This window comes from Pseudomonas sp. AO-1, assembly GCF_019775695.1.
In the GTDB taxonomy this organism is placed as follows: Bacteria; Pseudomonadota; Gammaproteobacteria; order Pseudomonadales; family Pseudomonadaceae; genus Aquipseudomonas; species Aquipseudomonas parakoreensis.
The window spans coordinates 2585695-2603843 of the sequence record NZ_CP079947.1 but is presented as its reverse complement, the minus strand read 5'-3'; the positions used below and the strand labels follow the sequence as shown (position 1 = coordinate 2603843).

Annotated in this window: 24 protein-coding genes and 1 pseudogene; 5 read left to right on the top strand and 20 right to left on the bottom strand. The window is 57.2% G+C overall.

Going from position 1 to position 18149, the window contains the following annotated elements; genetic code table 11:
• The first annotated feature begins 66 nt into the window (after window positions 1-66).
• Together KVQ82_RS12140 and KVQ82_RS12135 are read left to right on the top strand one after the other, a co-directional pair.
• On the top strand, window positions 67-585 hold the full coding sequence (locus tag KVQ82_RS12140) for an arsenate reductase (azurin) small subunit (RefSeq protein WP_102599784.1): 519 nt from the start codon (window positions 67-69) through the stop codon (window positions 583-585).
• A 14-nt stretch (window positions 586-599) separates the two neighbouring features.
• Window positions 600-3083 carry an arsenate reductase (azurin) large subunit gene (locus KVQ82_RS12135; RefSeq protein WP_222018989.1) on the top strand — a complete coding sequence of 828 codons (2484 nt, stop codon included), beginning with the start codon at window positions 600-602 and terminating at the stop codon, window positions 3081-3083.
• Window positions 3084-3414: 331 nt separating this feature from the next.
• On the opposite strand, the pseudogene KVQ82_RS12130 reads toward KVQ82_RS12135, so the two are convergent.
• The 8 genes and pseudogenes from KVQ82_RS12130 to merT all read right to left on the bottom strand — a co-directional run.
• A pseudogene (locus tag KVQ82_RS12130) lies at window positions 3415-3627 on the bottom strand (DUF3330 domain-containing protein); the annotation flags it as partial.
• Between the two features lie 160 nt (window positions 3628-3787).
• Entirely contained in the window at window positions 3788-4024 is a 237-nt protein-coding gene (gene merE, locus KVQ82_RS12125) for a broad-spectrum mercury transporter MerE (protein WP_019819729.1), read from the bottom strand.
• Window positions 4017-4379, bottom strand: a complete 363-nt coding sequence (gene merD, locus KVQ82_RS12120; protein WP_010466052.1) for a mercuric resistance transcriptional repressor MerD — start codon at window positions 4377-4379, stop codon at window positions 4017-4019. The genes merE and merD overlap by 8 nt, the downstream gene beginning before the upstream one ends.
• Window positions 4376-4795 carry a hypothetical protein gene (locus KVQ82_RS12115; RefSeq protein ID WP_222018988.1) on the bottom strand — a complete coding sequence of 140 codons (420 nt, stop codon included), beginning with the start codon at window positions 4793-4795 and terminating at the stop codon, window positions 4376-4378. The genes merD and KVQ82_RS12115 overlap by 4 nt, the downstream gene beginning before the upstream one ends.
• Window positions 4796-4815: 20 nt before the next feature.
• On the bottom strand, window positions 4816-6498 hold the full coding sequence (merA, locus tag KVQ82_RS12110) for a mercury(II) reductase (protein WP_222018987.1): 1683 nt from the start codon (window positions 6496-6498) through the stop codon (window positions 4816-4818).
• A 33-nt stretch (window positions 6499-6531) separates the two neighbouring features.
• Window positions 6532-6966, bottom strand: coding sequence for an organomercurial transporter MerC (gene merC / locus KVQ82_RS12105; RefSeq protein ID WP_222018986.1), 435 nt, complete (start codon window positions 6964-6966; stop codon window positions 6532-6534).
• A 12-nt stretch (window positions 6967-6978) separates the two neighbouring features.
• Window positions 6979-7257, bottom strand: a complete 279-nt coding sequence (merP, locus tag KVQ82_RS12100) for a mercury resistance system periplasmic binding protein MerP (RefSeq protein ID WP_222018985.1) — start codon at window positions 7255-7257, stop codon at window positions 6979-6981.
• A gap of 13 nt (window positions 7258-7270) precedes the next feature.
• Window positions 7271-7621 carry a mercuric ion transporter MerT gene (merT, locus tag KVQ82_RS12095; protein WP_032860806.1) on the bottom strand — a complete coding sequence of 117 codons (351 nt, stop codon included), beginning with the start codon at window positions 7619-7621 and terminating at the stop codon, window positions 7271-7273.
• Between the two features lie 71 nt (window positions 7622-7692).
• Here merT and merR point away from each other — a divergent pair, with 71 nt between their 5' ends.
• Complete coding sequence (merR, locus tag KVQ82_RS12090) at window positions 7693-8112, top strand: Hg(II)-responsive transcriptional regulator (RefSeq protein WP_222018984.1); 420 nt, start codon at window positions 7693-7695, stop codon at window positions 8110-8112.
• 199 nt (window positions 8113-8311) lie between these two features.
• On the opposite strand, the gene KVQ82_RS31820 is transcribed toward merR, so the two are convergent.
• Both KVQ82_RS31820 and KVQ82_RS12085 read right to left on the bottom strand, forming a co-directional pair.
• Entirely contained in the window at window positions 8312-8518 is a 207-nt protein-coding gene (locus KVQ82_RS31820) for a co-regulatory protein PtrA N-terminal domain-containing protein (protein ID WP_313902821.1), read from the bottom strand.
• Window positions 8519-8680: 162 nt separating this feature from the next.
• Window positions 8681-8923 carry a phosphoribulokinase gene (locus KVQ82_RS12085; RefSeq protein ID WP_222018983.1) on the bottom strand — a complete coding sequence of 81 codons (243 nt, stop codon included), beginning with the start codon at window positions 8921-8923 and terminating at the stop codon, window positions 8681-8683.
• A 427-nt stretch (window positions 8924-9350) separates the two neighbouring features.
• Between KVQ82_RS12085 and KVQ82_RS12080 the strand changes: the two genes are divergently transcribed.
• Window positions 9351-10427 carry an ArsO family NAD(P)H-dependent flavin-containing monooxygenase gene (locus tag KVQ82_RS12080; RefSeq protein ID WP_222018982.1) on the top strand — a complete coding sequence of 359 codons (1077 nt, stop codon included), beginning with the start codon at window positions 9351-9353 and terminating at the stop codon, window positions 10425-10427.
• On the opposite strand, the gene KVQ82_RS12075 is transcribed toward KVQ82_RS12080, so the two are convergent.
• From KVQ82_RS12075 to KVQ82_RS12035, 9 genes are all read right to left on the bottom strand, one after another.
• Window positions 10415-10876 carry a hypothetical protein gene (locus KVQ82_RS12075; protein ID WP_222018981.1) on the bottom strand — a complete coding sequence of 154 codons (462 nt, stop codon included), beginning with the start codon at window positions 10874-10876 and terminating at the stop codon, window positions 10415-10417. The two genes, KVQ82_RS12080 and KVQ82_RS12075, sit on opposite strands and share 13 nt — an antisense overlap.
• Window positions 10877-10967: 91 nt before the next feature.
• Entirely contained in the window at window positions 10968-12188 is a 1221-nt protein-coding gene (gene arsJ, locus KVQ82_RS12070) for an organoarsenical effux MFS transporter ArsJ (RefSeq protein WP_222018980.1), read from the bottom strand.
• Window positions 12189-12197: 9 nt separating this feature from the next.
• Window positions 12198-13202 (bottom strand): ArsJ-associated glyceraldehyde-3-phosphate dehydrogenase, encoded by a 1005-nt coding sequence (locus tag KVQ82_RS12065; RefSeq protein ID WP_222018979.1) that lies wholly within the window; start codon window positions 13200-13202, stop codon window positions 12198-12200.
• A gap of 24 nt (window positions 13203-13226) precedes the next feature.
• Window positions 13227-13739: a cyclin-dependent kinase inhibitor 3 family protein gene (locus KVQ82_RS12060; RefSeq protein WP_222018978.1), complete on the bottom strand. Its 513-nt coding sequence runs from the start codon at window positions 13737-13739 to the stop codon at window positions 13227-13229.
• Window positions 13740-13751: 12 nt separating this feature from the next.
• Entirely contained in the window at window positions 13752-14468 is a 717-nt protein-coding gene (gene arsH / locus KVQ82_RS12055; RefSeq protein ID WP_222018977.1) for an arsenical resistance protein ArsH, read from the bottom strand.
• Entirely contained in the window at window positions 14461-15534 is a 1074-nt protein-coding gene (gene arsB / locus KVQ82_RS12050; protein WP_222018976.1) for an ACR3 family arsenite efflux transporter, read from the bottom strand. Before arsB ends, arsH begins: the two co-directional genes overlap by 8 nt.
• A 17-nt stretch (window positions 15535-15551) precedes the next feature.
• Window positions 15552-16022, bottom strand: a complete 471-nt coding sequence (locus KVQ82_RS12045) for an arsenate reductase ArsC (protein ID WP_222018975.1) — start codon at window positions 16020-16022, stop codon at window positions 15552-15554.
• A 27-nt stretch (window positions 16023-16049) separates the two neighbouring features.
• Window positions 16050-16421 carry a metalloregulator ArsR/SmtB family transcription factor gene (locus tag KVQ82_RS12040; protein ID WP_222018974.1) on the bottom strand — a complete coding sequence of 124 codons (372 nt, stop codon included), beginning with the start codon at window positions 16419-16421 and terminating at the stop codon, window positions 16050-16052.
• An 8-nt stretch (window positions 16422-16429) separates the two neighbouring features.
• On the bottom strand, window positions 16430-16843 hold the full coding sequence (locus KVQ82_RS12035; protein ID WP_222018973.1) for an arsenate reductase ArsC: 414 nt from the start codon (window positions 16841-16843) through the stop codon (window positions 16430-16432).
• A gap of 265 nt (window positions 16844-17108) precedes the next feature.
• Between KVQ82_RS12035 and KVQ82_RS12030 the strand changes: the two genes are divergently transcribed.
• Window positions 17109-17381 carry a hypothetical protein gene (locus tag KVQ82_RS12030; RefSeq protein ID WP_222018972.1) on the top strand — a complete coding sequence of 91 codons (273 nt, stop codon included), beginning with the start codon at window positions 17109-17111 and terminating at the stop codon, window positions 17379-17381.
• Window positions 17382-17707: 326 nt separating this feature from the next.
• On the opposite strand, the gene KVQ82_RS12025 is transcribed toward KVQ82_RS12030, so the two are convergent.
• Complete coding sequence (locus KVQ82_RS12025) at window positions 17708-18142, bottom strand: helix-turn-helix domain-containing protein (protein WP_222018971.1); 435 nt, start codon at window positions 18140-18142, stop codon at window positions 17708-17710.
• Between the last annotated feature and the right edge of the window lie 7 nt (window positions 18143-18149).

The window sequence follows — 18149 nt, the reverse complement described above, 5'->3', positions numbered from 1 at the left end:
GAAGTAAAAGCAGCTTACGACAGAGGTGGGGGCCGACTGCATCGCGAGCACAATGCGGAGGCAGAGATGGCATCAATATCAAGAAGACTCTTCCTGAAGGTAGGAGGTGGGGTTGCTGCAAGCGTGGCGATAGGTTTGCCCGAACTCACGCAAGCCGCGACACCAAAGCCAACGGCGGAGGGTCGAGTCAATCTTCCTTACCAAATGCAGGCGCTCTCCAAAGCTCAGAAATTGCAGGTCAACACACCAGTCCTATTTTCCTATCCCGACGCGGCCTCACCTTGCGCATTGATTAAGATGGGCACGCCCGTTCCAGGCGGTGTCGGCCCAGATCGAGACATTGTGGCCTACAGCACGCTATGCACGCATATGGGCTGTCCGGTGGCCTATGACCCTGGGCAAAAGGTGTTCAAATGTCCCTGCCATTTCAGCATTTTCGACCCTGAGAATATTGGCCAAATGGTTTCCGGACAAGCCACTGAGAACCTGCCGATCATAGTTCTTGAGTACAACCCAAATGACGATTCGGTCCGTGCTGTAGCCGTCGAAGGGTTGATCTACGGACGTCAGTCCAACCTCCTTTGATAAGGAGATTCAAATTGGCAACGAACAAAGATCGTGTGGCACTGCCTCCGACAGATGCCCAAAAGACCAACCTGACATGCCACTTCTGCATCGTGGGTTGTGGCTATCACGTGTACAAGTGGCCGGAAAATCGAGAGGGGGGACGGGCACCCGAAGAGAACGCACTGGGGCTCGACTTCCGCAAACAGTTGCCTCCGTTGGCTATCATCATGACGCCGGCAATGCAGAACACGATCACCGACAAGGACGGCAAGCGCTACAACATCATGATCGTGCCGGACAAGCAGTGCGAAGTTAATAAAGGGCTCTCATCCACACGAGGCGGGCAATTAGCCAAGGTCATGTATAACCCCGATGGCGTAGGCAAGGAGCGGCTACGCAGTCCACGTGTATATGTGGCTGACCAGTGGGTGGATACCAATTGGGATGATGCCTTGGCGCTTTATGCAGGTGTGACCAAGAAGATTCTCGATAGTGACGGGCCAGCCGTGCTCGCCTTTGACTGCTTCGATCACGGAGGCGCCGGAGGTGGATTCGAGAATACCTGGGGCACCGGCAAGCTGATGTTCACGGCGCTACAAACGCCATTGGTACGTATCCACAATCGCCCCGCCTATAACTCCGAATGCCACGCCACACGCGAGATGGGCATTGGCGAACTCAACAACAGCTACGAAGACGCGGAGTTGGCTGACGTCATAGTTGCCATCGGCTGCAACTCATATGAAACCCAAACCAACTACTTCTTGGCGCACTGGGTTCCCAATTTGCAGGGGCAGACGGTCGACAAGCGTAAACAGCGTTTTCCGGGAGAAACCGTTGCTCCTGCCAAGGTGATTTTTGTCGACCCTCGTAGGACGCCGACCATCGCTATAGCGGAGCAGGCCGCAGGTAAGGACAACGTGCTGCACTTGGATATCGAACCGGGAACGGATATCGCTTTGTTCAATGGCCTGCTGACCTACGTGGTCGACCAAAAATGGCATGACGAAGAATTTATCGCGGCCCACACCAAAGCATTTGACCAGGCACTTCAAGCCAATCGAATGTCGCTGGAGGATACCAGTCACGTTACAGGGGTATCGGTAGACAAGCTCAAGCTAGCAGCCGAATGGGCTTACAAACCCAAAGCCTCCGGCCATCGCCCCCATACCATGCACGCCTATGAAAAAGGAATCATCTGGGGCAATGACAACTACCTCATCCAGTCTGCCTTGGTCGACTTGGTTCTGGCGACCCACAACGTCGGACGACGAGGTACGGGTGTGGTACGCATGGGCGGGCATCAAGAGGGTTACACACGCCCCCCTTATCCAGGCAATACCAAGATCTATGTGGATCAGGAGATCATCAACGGCAAGGGCATGATGTACACGGCATGGGGGGCTAATCCCTTCCAAACCACGCTGAATGCTGAGCAACATCGTGCGGTCATTCTGAAACGTGCCAACATTGTCAGGGAGGCCATGGCCAATGTTCGCGGCGGTACAACGGCGCAGATGGTGGATGCGGTCTACGACGCAGTGAAAAACAAAGGTGGTCTCTTCGTCGCCAACATCAACCTCTACCCAACCAAGCTTGCAGAAGCTGCCCATGTGATGCTGCCGGCAGCCCATCCTGGAGAAATAAATCTCACCTCAATGAATGGGGAACGCCGGATGCGCCTTTCACAAAAATTCATGGACCCCCCTGGTTCAGCGAAAGCCGATTGCCTGATCGCTGCGGCTATCGCTAGAACCCTCCGGCAGATGTATACGGACGAAGGGAAACAGGACATGGCTGCGCGCTTTGCAGGGTTCGACTGGAATAGCGAGGAGGACGCCTTCAATGACGGCTTCCGTATGGCTGGCCAACCCGGTGCGGGCCCAATCGACAGTCAGGGCGGGACCACGGGCAACCTTGTCACCTACGAGCGCCTGAAAGCGATGGGCAACAATGGCGTCCAGTTACCCACCAAGGAATATCGAAACGGCAAGCTGATCGGCACCGAAATGCTCTACACCGATTACAAGTTTGACACTCCGGACGGCAAAGCGGAGTTCAAGCCAGCAACATGGCCCGGATTGCCGAAACCGGTGGCAGAACAGAAGGAGAAGCACCAGTTCTGGGTCAACAATGGGCGCATCAATGAAGTGTGGCAAACGCTCTACCACGACCAATACAACGATTTTGTACAGCGTCGCGTGCCGATGGCTTATCTGGAAATCAACCCAGACGATGCACAAGCGCTGACGATTGAATCTGGAGACGTGGTTGAGGTGTTCAACGATTACGGTTCGTCCTATGCGTTGGCCTATCTGGAGCCCGACATCAAACGAAATCAAACCTTCATGCAGTTCGGTCATTTCAACGGTGTGATGGGTGATTTGACTACCCCATGGACCGATCGAAACGTGGTGCCCTATTACAAAGGCACATGGGCGAGTATCCGTCGAATCGGGAAGGTGGAGGAGTTCAAAGAGAATATCAGCTTCAAGACGCGCAGGTTTAGTACGTAAAAACAGTCTTCATGTACTAGCGTGACGCTTTTTTACGAGCGCGTTAAACCAAGCCCCCCCGCCTATGTAAGCGCATATTGCGGGAGGCTTCGTTGTTTGTGCCTACAGTCCAAGCTCTCCTAGGAATGCATACCTGTAACGGCTCGCGTTTGAAATCGGCCGCGCTCGCAATCAATGCGATTCCCGGCTCAGATTAACTGCAACTGACGGAGCAGCCGGGCTCACATTCACTGCGAGTGAGCTTGCATTCAGATGCGTCGGCTTGCATTCCATCATCGTGGGCTCACGCTTTCTGCAATTAACCAGAGCCACTTTCCAGAGGCAAAGCGAATTAGTCGTCGTGACGGGTACTGATCTTTTGTGTGTAGGGGCTATCAGGCTCGAATGCCGCCCTCTTATCCGCGCGAGACATAAAGCGTTGATAGCACTCCAGGCCACAGAAGTGCACGACGTACTCAGAACCTTCCGGCGTAAGTGCGGCGTCAAGGGGAATGTCCTTGCAACATTCGCAGCAGCTGATGGTAGGGGTGTTGTTTGCGTTCATGATGGGGTTCCTCCGTCGTCCAAGAAAACTTAGTAACGCTTCCGTACCCGTGATCGAACCTGTGCGCAGATCGACCTGCGGCCGGTAGTGCAGAAGAATTCCCGGCGCTCCCAACTCTGCCGCAACTCGGCAGCGGAGACCGCGCAGTGGTCTGAGCGGATCACGGCCGCTCCCGAAAGGCCCGCAGTGCCGCTCTCAGAAAGAGGATGAAGAGAACCGCCAGCACGAGCGCAGCGAGGCTCCAATGTTCGCTGACGAAGGCCCCGGCCGCAGTCCCCGAAAGCAGCAATGCCAGCACCGGCAAATGGCAGGGGCAAGTGAGCGCGGCGAGCGCACCCCACGTGTAGGCGCGCCAGCGGGGTATCTTGATTGATTCGGATTGGTTGGTGTTACGCATGGGCGTGACCTTCGACGGCGCAATGGGTCAGCCCGGCCAACTCCGTTTTCACTGCGGCTAAAGCCGCCTGCCGTGTCGCGATTTGCCGAAGCAAGCGCTCGATACACCCGATCACATCGGTACTATCGTGCGCATCGAGCGCTCGACAGAGCCGCGCCAATTCGTCGAGCCCGATACCGGACTCGAAGGCGGCACGCACGAAGCACAGCCGCGCAAGGGACCGCTCATCGAAAATGCCGTAACCGCTTTCCGTGCGCCGCGCGGGGTGCAGCAAGCCGCGCAGCACATAATCTCGGACTATATGGACACTAACGCCCGCGTCCTCGGCCAATCTGGATATGGAGTAGGCATTCATCGCCGACACCCCCGATCTTCACCGCAAACTGGGGCGCTCAGATATCTCCTTCCGGCTAGGCGCTCAGGTAACCAGATGAGCAACGGTGCAGCACCCAGAGCCAGTAGCAGCCACAGCCTGGAGAGATGCTCGCCGTTTTGGTCAAACACATAAGCCAGTAGCGCACCAACCGCGAGCAACAGGAAGTAAGGCCCCGTGATGTAGCAGTGAAGGCGGCGACAACGCGTGGCGTTGACCAGGCAGGCGCCGCCCATCACGGCCAGCGCGGCGCCCGCTGCCAGGAACAACGCGGGGCGTCGATCTGACAGAACAATCGCTATCGTCGCCACGACGGCAGGCAGCCCCCAGAAGCTGACCACCTGCCATGTCTTGCGTAGGCTGTCGCACCTACCGAGATCGCCTGCCGTGTTGCTCATGTTTCAACCTCGCTCTCTCATTACCCTGCGCAGCAGGACAATTGTTTGACGTCCTTGTTAAAGGTCTGTGCGGCGAGCTTCAGCCCCTCGACCATCGTCAGGTAGGGGAACAACTGATCGGCCAGTTCCTGCACCGTCATCCGGGCGCGGATGGCAATGGCGGCGGTCTGGATGATTTCGCCCGCTTCCGGAGTCACCGCCTGCACACCCAGCAGCCGGCCGGAGCCCGCTTCGGCGACCAACTTGATGAAACCCCGCGTGTCGAAGTTGGCCAGCGCGCGCGGCACGTTGTCCAGGGTCAAGGTGCGGCTGTCGGTTTCGATCCCGGCGTGGTGCGCTTCGGCTTCGCTGTAGCCGACGGTGGCCACTTGCGGATCGGTGAACACCACGGCCGGCATGACGTCGAGATTGAGCTTTGCCTCGCCGCCGGTCATGTTGATTGCCGCGCGGGTGCCAGCAGCCGCCGCCACATAGACGAACTGCGGCTGGTCGGTGCAGTCGCCGGCCGCATAGATATCCGCTGCGCTGGTGCGCATGCCCTGATCAATCCGGATTCCACCGCGCTCGTCCAGCTTCACGCCGGCGCCGTCCAGATTCAGGCCCTGGGTGTTCGGCAAGCGCCCGGTGGCAATGAGCAGTTGGTCGGCACGTAACTCACCATGGTTGGTGGTCAGTACGAACTCGCCGTTGGCGTGGGACACCTGGCTGGCTTGCGTTTGCTCCAGCACTTCGATGCCCTCCATACGGAAGGCCTCCGTCACCGCCGCGCCGATGGCCGGGTCTTCACGGAAGAACATCGCACTGCGTGCCAGGATCGTGACCTCGCTACCCAGCCGGGCGAAGGCCTGCGCCAGTTCCACCGCCACTACGGAGGCGCCGATCACGGCGAGCCGCTTAGGGATTGTATCGCTCGCCAGCGCCTCGTCCGAGGTCCAGTACGGCGTGTCTTTCAGCCCTGGAATCGGCGGAACGGCCGCGCTTGCGCCGGTGGCGACCAGGCAGCGGTCGAAGGCTACGATGTGCCCGCCACCCTCGGCCAGTTCCACGCTGAGCGTGTGGCCGTCCTGGAAACGGGCGGTGCCACGCAGCACACTGATGGCTGGGGTGCTCTCCAGAATACCTTCGTATTTGGCGTGGCGCAGTTCGTCGACACGGCCTTGCTGCTGCGCGAGCAGTCGCTCGCGCAGGACCGTCGGCGTCGTGGCGGACAATCCAGTGTCGAACGGACTCTCGCGGCGCAGATGGGCCACATGCGCGGCACGAATCATGATCTTGGAGGGCACGCAGCCCACGTTGACGCAGGTGCCGCCGATGAGACCGCGCTCGATGAGGGTAACGCGGGCACCGCCTTCCACCGCCTTGAGCGCGGCCGCCATCGCCGCGCCACCGCTGCCGATGACCGCAATGTGGAGCCTGCCGTCTTCTTTCCCGGCGCCAGTGCTGCCGCTCAACCAGCCCCGCGCCTTGTCGAGCAGGCCAGGACGGGTTTGTATCGTGGAGTCGTCGAACGCCGCTCGATACCCCAGAGCCTCGACGGCGGCCTGCATTTGCTCTCGGCTTACGCCCTCGTCGGCCTTCAATTCGGCCTTCCCGCTGGCGTAGGAAACCTCCGCCTGATGCACGCCCGGAATCTTCTCCAAGGCATCTTTCACATGCTCGACACAGGAGGCGCAGGTCATGCCGACGATTTGCAGTTTGGTCATAGCGTTATTCCTCAGATGGGTCTCTTTTCGGTATCACTGTTTCTGCGGAGTCGGACAGGAATCCGGCCCGCAACGGCGGTTGGCGGGCGACACCAGATCCCATATCGACACCCCAAACATGAGAGCCAGGCCGATGTAGAGCAACCAGCCACTCCGCCAGCCGTGAGCCAGCATCAAAAACACCGCTGCCAGCATCAGGACAGGGCCGATCAGACTGAGCGCAGTCCGTCGCCACTGCCGATGATTGAGCCAGCCAAGGGCATTAACGAGCAGAGCCAGTCCAGCAAACAGGGGCAGCAGCGTGGTGATGAACAGGCCTTCCCACTGGCTCAAAAAGCCCAGACCGATCGCGGCCCCCAAGCTGGCAAGGGCGGGAAAACACGAGGCGCAACCTATGGCGGAAACCAGCACGCCGACAGAACCGGCTTTGTCACCGATCCGCGTGAACAGATTGAAAGAATTTGCCATTGGAATGCCCGCCTATTGCTTGACGCTGGACGGGTAGCCGGCGTCCTCAGTCGCCTTGGTCAGCGCCGGGGCATTGGTCTTGGTATCGTCGAAGATGACGGTAGCCTCGCGGTTCTCGAAGCTCACCTCAGCCTTGGTCACGCCATCGACCTTGGTCAACGCCTTCTTCACCGTAATCGGGCAGGCGGCGCAGGTCATGCCGGGCACCGACAGGGTAACGGTCTGGATGGCCGCCCAGACAGGTGTGGCGACGAGAGTGGCAAGGGCGAAGGATGCGAGCAGTTTTTTCATGGCGAACTCCTGATCAGTAGAACAAGGGAAGGATGTAAGGGAAGCCGAGCGCAACCAGCGCCAATGCCGCAACCACCCAGAAGAGCAGCTTGTAGGTGGTGCGTACCTGAGGGATGGCGCAGACATCGCCCGGCTTACAAACTTGTTGCGGTCGAAAAATGCGCCGGTAGGCAAAAAACAGCGCGATCAACGCCCCGCCGATAAAGATCGGGCGATAAGGTTCCAGCACGGTCAGGTTGCCGATCCAGGCCCCGCTGAATCCCAGTGCGATCAGTACCAACGGCCCAAGACAGCAAGTCGAGGCGAGAATCGCAGCAAGCGCCCCGGCAACAAGAGGGGCGCGCCCGTTTGATGGTTCAGACATGCATTTCTCCTTTCGAGCATTTGATCGATGGTTTAAGGTTAATCCCGTAGTCAAGTACGGAATCAAGCGGTATGAAAAACAATGTGGAAAGTCTGACCATCGGCGCCTTTGCCAAGGCGGCCGGGGTCAACGTGGAAACCATCCGGTTCTATCAACGCAAGGAGCTGTTGCCCGAACCGGACAAGCCCTACGGCAGCATTCGCCGCTACGGCGAGGCGGATGTCGCACGGGTGAAATTCGTAAAATCCGCGCAACGGCTAGGCTTTAGTCTCGAAGAAGTGGGCGGGCTATTGAGGCTGGATGACGGCTCTCACTGCGATGAAGCGCGCGTGCTCGCCGAGCAGAAGCTCGGGGATGTGCGGGGGAAACTTGCGGATTTAAAGCGGATCGAGTCAGTTTTGGAGCAACTGGTTCACGACTGTTGTGCGAGCCACGGGACTGTTTCCTGTCCGCTGATCGTTTCACTGCATAGGAACAAAGAGCCGCGTTGACCTACGATCTCCAGCTTCGTAAGGCGCCTCTGTTTGTCGGCTGGAGCTTAAAAAAAGCGGCGCTCAATGAGCGCCGCTGAATGGCCAAAGGAGCACTTGCAGAGGCCACAGATGGGTAACTGACATTTACGCTCGCGCCTCATCTGGACAGACTCACGCTGAGTCTGGTCGAGCGGAGCGTGCAGCAGTCGCTCATGTCCTACCTTGCAGATGGACAGGCGGGCTGCTCTTCGACACGGCCAGCCGCCGTGGCCCCTCGTTGCTCAGTCTTCACCACCAAGGCCGCCTCAGCCTTGTCGCGTATAGCAGCCCTCCGCTCAATCAATCGATCGCTCCCGCCTTCGGCCCATATGGTGGATGACAGCAGAGTCGAACCCACTATCAGCAGCAGTCTTAGGTATTTCATAACAGCCTCCTCTCGGGTTTTCTACCCACGACTCGACTCTATCTCCGTAGTTAAGTACGGAATCAAGCAGAGGATAGAGTTGGAGTACCTGGACTATTGCGCTGAGAGGAGATGGCAGGGCTTAAGTGCACTTTCTGTTCCGTTGCTCCTCAGCCCCCAGACTCAGATCGGCAACCCCGCTGCCAGCATCTTGTCCCGCAGCTCAGCGGCGCGCGCCGGATCGAGCGCGTTGCTAAACAGCGCCTTGATCTCATTGGGTCTGGCGTCGAACTGATCTACCAGATCCTTGATGCGGTAACCGTGGCGCGTCAGGGTCGGTTCCAGATCATCCAGTTGACGCGACAGCACTGATTCCACCAGCTCCGCCGAGACCGGTTTCTCGCCAGTCAGGTATCCCATCAACATGGCTTTGTCCAACTATTCAGTGAGAGCCCAGTGTAGTCGGATATTGAAAGCTGGAGACTGTAGCTGGATGTCAGCAATGCGGGTTTGCGCGAGGGTTGCCTGCTGAGAGACGGCCGTCCAACAAACCCTGGTTTATTGGACGGTCTGAGCGAGGGGCGTTCAGTTGCAGAAAGCGTGAGCCCATTGAGATTAAATGCAAGCCGGCGCGGCTGAATGCAAGCTCGCTCGCAGCTAATGTGAGCCCGAGGGCTTCATCAGCCGCAGTTAATCTGAGCTGGAAATTGCATCGATTGCGAGCCCGGCCGTTTTCAAACGCGAGCCGTTACACATACCCTGTAGAGGAGTTCCCTCTCAATGAGCTGGATCAGTTGGAGCCCAAATTGAGTCGCTATACTGGACCGTCTTGCATCGATCCAAGGTTCGTCCGATGACTGATTCGCTGAGCGCTCAATTAGACGTAGTAATTATTGGCGGGGGGCAATCAGCCTTGGCTGTAGCGTATTTCCTGCGCCGCACACTTCTTTCGTTCGTCATCCTCGACGCAGAGGAAGAACCCGGTGGTGCCTGGCTACATGGCTGGAACTCGTTGCATCTATTCTCACCCGCCACTTGGAGTTCGATCCCTGGCTGGATGATGCCCCCTACGCAAGATGGCTACCCTTCACGGAATCATGTGATTGAGTACCTCAACCAGTACGAGCAGCGCTACCAATTCCCGGTTGAGCGCCCGGTACGGGTCACTTCTGTTGAGCGTACGGAATCTGGCCTACGAGTACGTTCTGCTGACAAGCACTGGGATGCCGAGGTTGTTGTCAGCGCTACAGGCACCTGGAGCAATCCCTACGTACCTCACTACCCCAATGCAGAGCTATTCAAAGGTCAGCAGCTGCACTCCGCGAACTATGTCGAAGCGCAGCCGTTCGTGGGCAAAAAGGTGTTGGTGGTGGGTGGAGGTAACTCAGGAGCACAAATTCTTGCCGAAGTTTCAAAGGTCGCTGAGACCACGTGGGTAACCCCAGTAGAACCGATGTTCTTGCCTGACGATGTGGATGGGCGGGTATTGTTCGAGCGTGCAACTGAGCGCTGGAAAGCCCAGCTGGAGGGGCGCGTCATTGAGCAGCCGGTTGGTGGGCTGGGCGATATCGTCATGGTTGCGCCCGTTGCCGAAGCCCGAGAGCGCAACGTGCTCAAGTCTGTACGACCTTTCGAAAGTTTTACGCCTAATGGGGTTGTTTGGGTCGATGGTTCCGAGTCTGCGGTGGACGCGGTGATTTGGTGCACCGGATTTCGGCCAGCCCTTCAGCATCTGGATTCACTGGGGGTGGTCAACTCCGAGGGCCGCGTTAAGGTCGAAGGCACCCACTCGATCAAAAAGCCAGGGCTGTGGCTGGTCGGTTACGGCGAGTGGACAGGTTCAGCTTCCGCCACACTGATCGGTGTAACACGAACAGCACGGAGCACAGTCAATGAGATCGTGGCCGTTCTCGCCGATCAGTCCACCTGAAGTGGCCGGCAGCCGACCTTGAAGTACACCGCTGATAGTTGAGGGGAATCTTGCCTGACATCTTCCACAGAAGCGTAAAGCTCGACACTGGCCATGCACTCGTTTATGCGCTGAAGGAGGATGTCCTTCAGCCGTCCTTGGCTGCTGGCTGGGCAGTCGCTACCCTCTTTCATCGCCAGGGATGCTCGCTTCTCGTCGCGGCCAATCAGACTGTCAAACTCCGCCGTACAATCACCCCATTGCAGGCTGTCGGCGGAAAGCCGAAATGACGGTAGCGCCAAAGCATCCCTCTGGGTATTGCGCCACTCGCCTATAAACCATGTCCCTTCAATCGTCTTGTCCATACCGGACGGACGCTTGGCGGGTGTCTCGCCTTGATCACAAGCGGTCAATGCAACCGCAGTAATCACCACAAAAGACAGTGTAGGTATGTCGATAAACTTGCTCATGACGTGCCTCCGACATGTGTTGATTCAGGCTCTGCCAATTCCTCCACACGCACGTAGCGCGAAGAGGTTCACTCCCTCCTGCCTGACGGTTTCATATCGCCTCAGCATGCCTGGGTAAGGCGATAGAAATTAGAGCGGCCAGCAACACGAATGCGCTCGATATCCACAAGCATGCTTCCAGCCCATACACCTGATAAACCCAGCCGGACAGCACTGTGCCGATCAACCGCCCCATGGCGTTGGACATGTAATAAAAACCCACATCCAGCGACACGCCATCTTCCTTGGCGTAGGACACGATCAGGTAGCTGTGCAGCGACGAATTCACCGCGAACAACGCACCAAAAACCATCAATCCGCCCAGCAGCACCGCCTGTTGCGACAGCCCGGTGTTCAGTCCGAGAGCAATTGCCGCAGGCAGGCCGGCCAGTGCCAGCGCCCAGAGAAATGCCGCACGACCATCCGGCACGTGCCCTCGCTTCTTGCCGGTGATGTTGGGCGCGAAGGATTGCACGATGCCGTAGCCAATCACCCAGGCCGCCAGGAAGCCGCCAACCTTCCAGAAGTCCCAGCCAAACACGCTGCTGAGGTACACCGGTAAGGCCACCACAAACCAGACATCACGGGCACCGAACAGAAACATCCGCGCCGCTGAGAGGATATTGATCGCCCGGCTCTTGGACAGGATGTCGCGAAACTTGGGCTTGGCTTTTGCTTTGCCCAGGTCCTTCTTCAACAGGACCAAGCTGCTGATCCAGATCAGCGCCAAGACACCCGCCATGGCCAACAAGGCGCCTTTGAAGCCGATGAGTGCCAGCAAGGCTCCACCCAGAAAAAAGCCAACCCCCTTGAGTGCGTTTTTCGAGCCGGTGAGGATTGCCACCCACTGGTAGAGCTTGCCCTGTTGCCCATCCGGAACCAGAAGCTTAATGGAGCTTTTGGCACTCATCTTGTTCAGGTCTTTGGCGATCCCGGACAGCGCTTGAGCGCCCATCACCCATGGAATGGTCAGCCAGGCTACCGGAACCGTGAGCATCAACAGCGCGGCGACCTGGAGGCCCAGCCCGATGTTCATGGTCCGGTTCAGCCCTAGCCGGGCGCCGAGGTAGCCACCCACCAGGTTGGTGATCACGCCAAAGAGTTCGTAGAACAGAAACAACGCCGCGATTTGCAGTGGGCTGTAGCCCAACGCGTGAAAGTGCAGCACCACCAACATGCGCAAAGCACCATCGGTGAGGGTGAAGGCCCAGTAGTTGCCCGTCACGAGCAGGTACTGCCGCACTTCCGGAGCGAGGGCTGACAACACTTTCATGACCGCTCCTTAGACTGCCAGGCCAACCATTTTGGCCAGTTCGACGGTACGGTTGGCATAGCCCCATTCGTTGTCGTACCAGGCGTAAAGTTTGACCTGGGTGCCGTTGATGACCATGGTCGACAGCGCATCGATGATCGATGAGCGCGGGTCGGTGCGGTAGTCAATGGACACCAGCGGACGCTCCTCGAAACCGAGGATATCTTTCAGTTCATTCTCGGACGCGTCCTTGAGGAACTGATTCACCTCTTCGACCGTGGTGGCACGCTCGACTTCAAAAACACAGTCAGTCAGCGAAGCATTGGCCAGCGGCACACGTACAGCGTGACCATTGAGGCGTCCACGCAGCTCCGGGAAGATTTCGGCAATGGCAGTGGCCGAGCCGGTGCTGGTTGGAATCAGGCTCATGCCCGAAGCACGTGCACGACGCAGATCCTTGTGCGGCTGATCGAGAATGCTCTGGGTGTTGGTCAGGTCGTGAATGGTGGTGATCGAGCCGTGGCGAATGCCCAGCTTCTCGTGGATCACTTTCACCACTGGCGCCAGACAGTTGGTGGTGCACGAAGCGGCGGTGACGATGCGATGTTCTGCCGCATTGAACAGCTGATGATTGACGCCCATGACGACGTTCAGCGCGCCTTTTTCCTTCACCGGAGCGCAGACCACCACACGTTTAACGCCCTGATCCAGGTAGGCTTGCAACACCGCCACTGTTTTCATCTTGCCGCTGGCTTCAATAACGAGATCGCAACCCGACCAGTCGGTATCGGCAATCGCTTTGTTGGCCGTGACTTTGATCCGCTTACTGTCGATGACGACGCTGTCGCCTTCAGCGCTGGCTTCGTTGTGCCAACGGCCATGTACCGAGTCGAAGTTGATCAGGTGCGCATGAGTCGCCGCGTCACCTGCTGGATCGTTGATCTGTACGAATTCGAACTCAGGCCAACTCCAGGCTGCTCGCAGAGCGAGGCGACCGATCCGGCCAAAACCATTGATGCCAACTTTGATAGTCATGTTGTTGTGCTCTGTATCTGTTTGTCAGTGGGAGTTCGACTGGGTGTCAAACTGGCCGATGTATTCAATGTGGGCAGGATGCTGAATGGCGCGTGGACGCAACGACTGAACATCGCGGATGGCATCACTAAATGGCACACCGCTCTCGATCAATAACTGAGCGGCGACCAAGCCGGTACGACCCGAGCCGCCCTTGCAATGGATAGCAATGGTTTTCCCTTCGGTCAGCAACTGCTGGAGTCGCGGATGATGCTGTTCCCATGCGGCTTTGAATGCTTCGCCAGGCGCTTGATCGTCTTCTACTGGCAGGTGAAACCACTCGATGCCGAGCATTTGGCACTCTTCGGGCAGCAGGTCGATCTCGTTCTGAAGCAACTCTTCTATTGGCATCAGCGTCAAAAGCGCCGATGCCCCCGCGTCCTTGAGGGTTTGCAGCGCCTCGAAAGGCTTGGTGCCCTTCGTGCCTGGACACGGGGTGAAGATCAATTGGCCATTGAACTGTGCCAGGGGCAGTACGGAATATGGGTGTTGTTGCACGGTTAAAAATCCTCAGATGGAGCGCTGATTGACACGTTTCATGAGTTCTTCCGCCGACTCCTTGCGCTCGGAATAACGATCCACCAGATAGTCCTGGCGGTCGCGAAGCAGCAGCGTGAATTTCACCAACTCTTCCATCACATCAACGACACGGTCGTAGAACGGAGAAGGTTTCATCCGGCCGTTGTCGTCAAATTCCATATAGGCCTTCGGTACGGAGGATTGGTTGGGGATGGTGAACATGCGCATCCAGCGTCCCAGCACCCGCAGCTGATTGACCACGTTGAACGACTGCGAGCCGCCACACACCTGCATCACCGCGAGGGTTTTGCCCTGAGTCGGGCGTACAGCGCCCATCACGAGTGGCACCCAATCGATCTGCGCTTTGAACACTGCACTCATATTTCCGTGACGCTCTGGAGAGCACCAGACCTGTCCCTCGGACCACAACACCAAGTCGCGCAGCTCCTTCACGCGTGGATGATCGTCGGGGGCATCATCTGGCAGCGGCAAGCCTGAGGGATTAAAAATCCGCGTCTCGGCACCGAAGTGCTCCAGCAACCGAGCGGCTTCCTCTACCAGCAGACGACTGAAGGAGCGCTCACGAGTCGATCCGTAGAGCAGCAAAATGCGCGGCTTGTGAATGGAGGTCTTTTCGATACCGAGTTTGTCTGCCGATGGAAGATCAACCAGTTCGGTATCGAGCTGGGGAATATGGTCATCAAACATAGTCTTTGTCCTGCGCAACGGCGCTCTTGGATTCGTCGAACCAGCGGCGTTTCAGCCAGAGGGCCACACCGACCAGGGAAATCAGAACCGGCACTTCCACTAACGGGCCAATCACTGTGGCGAAGGCGACCGGAGAAGCCAGGCCGAAGGTGGCAATGGCCACGGCAATCGCCAGTTCGAAGTTGTTGCTTGCGGCTGTGAAAGCCAGTGCGGTGGTGCGTGGATAGTCAGCCTTGAGCAATTTCCCCATCCAGAAGCTGATGAGGAACATCACCACGAAGTAGATCGTCAGGGGGATCGCGATGCGCAACACATCCAACGGCAATTGCAGCACCACGTCACCCTTAAGGCTGAACATGGCCACGATGGTCAACAGCAGCGCCACCAGCGTCAGCGGGCTGATCTTCGGAATGAAGCGCTCCTGGAACCAGTTTTCACCTTTACGTGCGATGAGAATCTTGCGGGTCAAGAAGCCTGCCAGGAACGGCACACCTAGGTAGATCAGGACCGACTCGGCAATGCTGACAAAGCTGGTCTCAATGACACTGCCTTCCAGCCCGAATAACGGCGGCAACAACCCAAGGAATACCCAGGCATACAGACTGAAAAACAGGATTTGAAAGATGCTGTTGAATGCCACCAGTCCGGCGACGTACTGATTGTTGCCACCCGCGATCTGGTTCCAAACCAGCACCATCGCGATGCAACGAGCCAAGCCGATGAGGATCAGGCCGGTCATGTATTCCGGCTGGTCCCGAAGGAAGATGATCGCCAGCGCGAACATCAACACCGGTCCGATGACCCAGTTCTGGACCAAAGACAAAACGAGGATGCGCTTGTCCTTGAAGACTTCCGGCAGTTCCTCATAACGAACCTTGGCCAGAGGTGGATACATCATCACGATCAAGCCGATAGCGATGGGGATGTTGGTGGTGCCCACAGAAAGACTGTTGAGCCACTGCGGCCAGCCTTCGAACAGGCTCCCCAAACCGATGCCCAAGGCCATGGCGAGAAAGATCCACAGCGTCAGGTAACGGTCCAGGAAGGAAAGGCGGCTCTTACTCATGATCATTGCTCCTGTAGTTACAGCGTGCCTATCAGGGCCAGCTCTGCCTTGAGCTGTTCGGCACTCAGTTGGGAAAGAGGTAAAGCCAGGAAGGCTTCAATACGGGTTTTGATCTGCTCCAAAGTGGCTTCAAAAGCCGCCCCGATCTCTTCTTGAGTGCCGAGGTATTCCGAAGGGTCAGCCAACCCCCAGTGCGCCTTGGTGACCGGTCCGAAAAATACCGGGCAGGCTTCACCGGCAGCCTTGTCGCAAACCGTGATGACGAAATCAGGAGCCAGGTTCACATGGACATCGCTGGACTTACTGCACAACCCGAGCGTCGACATACCAGCGTTTTCCAACGTCTTGAGACTCAGCGGATGCACTTCGCCTTTGGGTTGACTGCCCGCGCTGTAGGCTTTCATGCCTTCCGGTGCCAAGTGATTGAAGACCGCTTCACAAAGGATGCTGCGGCAGCTATTGGCAGTGCAGAGAAACAGGATTTTCATCGAGCGGTCTCGTAGTCGAAGGCGGAATCAGGCGATTTGGCTTTCACAGCACACGGCTGCACGTTCAGGGCGGTCACCCATTTCATCAAGGCGTTTGGCATCAGGGCTTAACCAGTGCTTGTTGCTTTCGAGCGCAGTGGTCAGCACTTGATGAACCCAGTCTGGGAGATTCGGGTGCAGTCGGTAATACACCCATTGGCCTTGCCGACGGTCCGACAACAGGCCGCAAGTTCGCAGTTGGGCGAGATGCCTGGAGATTTTTGGCTGACTCTCGTTCAACGCGCAGGTCAGCTCGCAAACACAAAGCTCTCCTTCACGGGTGATGAGCAGCATGGTGCGGACCCGGGTGTCGTCCGCCAGGCATTTGAAAACAGTGGTCGGTGTCAGATGGTCAGCCATATCGATTCTCAGCGTTTGGTTTTCACCAAGACGAACATCTTGATGCGCTCATGAATTTCGTGAAGGGTGTGACGGAACGCGTCGGGTTTGGTGCTGGTCGCCGGGTCCTCAAAGTTCCAAGCCAATGCCTCGCCAGCTCCAGGTAACGACTGGCATTCCGCTGCTGCTTTATCGCACAAGGTGATGACGTAATCGAAACGCTCACCACGGAATTCGTCTACGGATTTGCTGCGCAATCCTTCGGTATTCACCCCAAGGTGGGAAAGTGCGTCGAAGGTGCGCGGATCGACCTGAGTTGGAACGGTTCCGGCGCTGAATGCCTCGAAATGCTCCGAATCAGTATGCCTCAGCAGCGCTTGGGCCAACTGAGAGCGGGCAGCGTTGGCAGTACAAACGAACAGGACACGGGCTTTGCTGGTCATTGTGAAGCCTCAGCTCATATACGATTTATCGAATATATGATTTTATGCATGCGAGGTAAAGCCCCTGCACCGGAAAAATTCGAAAAGGACCAGTTCATGCCGAGCAACCCCCCCTAAAAGCCCTTCTTTCTAGGGCATATGGGATACTCACTCAGCAAAGCGCTTAAGAAACATTTGGAAAATTATATATATGAATATTGTAATAAGTTTGTCATCCATTCGAGGATAGCCTCTGCTCCGATCCAACCAACCAGGAGCCTGGAAGATGAAAAAACTGACGATCACCGCCGCCTTGCTGACTAGCCTGTTTGCGAGCGTTAGCTTCGCGAGCCAGTACGACAAGCCCGGATTCTTTACCAAAGTAGAAGACGGCCGCCTTTGGGTCTTTCGTGAAGGTTCTGAACAACTGAAAGAATTCAAGGCACACGGCGAACCGGCCAAGCAATACACGGAAATTGGGACCGGTCCAGACGGGATGACCGTTAAGTCTGGTGACGAGAACGCGCTCAAGGACTATCTGAGCACGCTTAAGAAATAAAACGATTAAACCTGATCCGCCCCTATCGCAGGGGCGGGTTTCGATGGATGGGTATTAGCCTTTGCAACAACCTGGAGAGGCAAGAGGTGTGACATCAGGATTGCGCCTCCAGCGACGCAACAAGACGCCTGACTTGTCAAAGCCTTCAAACTGTCACCGACTTCAACGAAATCCGAGTCATATACGCCAGTCTCGGGGAGAGCCAGCTCAACCTTATTCGCCAGATGCCAGATGCCAATCGCCAATCAACTCCGCGACGACAGACCAGATCTGTTCATATCCAATCATCGGCAAGATCGTAGGCGGGGCGTCAAGTTAATGAGCGCTCAGGAACAGCACCCTGAGCTGATCTTGATTCCGGAGTCAGCCAGTGCTTCCACGATGGTGCAATCGGGTGCCATTGTTCCGGGACAGCAGGTTTGGCAGTCCTTGGCCATATACAGTAATTCTTGCCTGATGGTTTGCAATCGGGCCAGTTTTGCTTCCACGGACTCCAGATGCTTCCTGACCACCGACAATGCCTCGCCACAAGAACGCTGCTGATCGCCGGAGAGGCTGATCAGTTCGCGGACTTCATCCAGAGGGAATCCAAGCTCCCGTCCTTGGCGGATAAACAGCAGTCGCGCCCGGTGCTGCTCCGTGTAAACCCGATGCCCTCCAGAGGAGCGATTGGCGATGGGCAGTAGGCCAATTTTTTCGTAGTACCGGATGGTTTCGATGTTGCATCCGGTCTCCTTCGACAAGGCGCCGATTCCCCACATGTCGCTT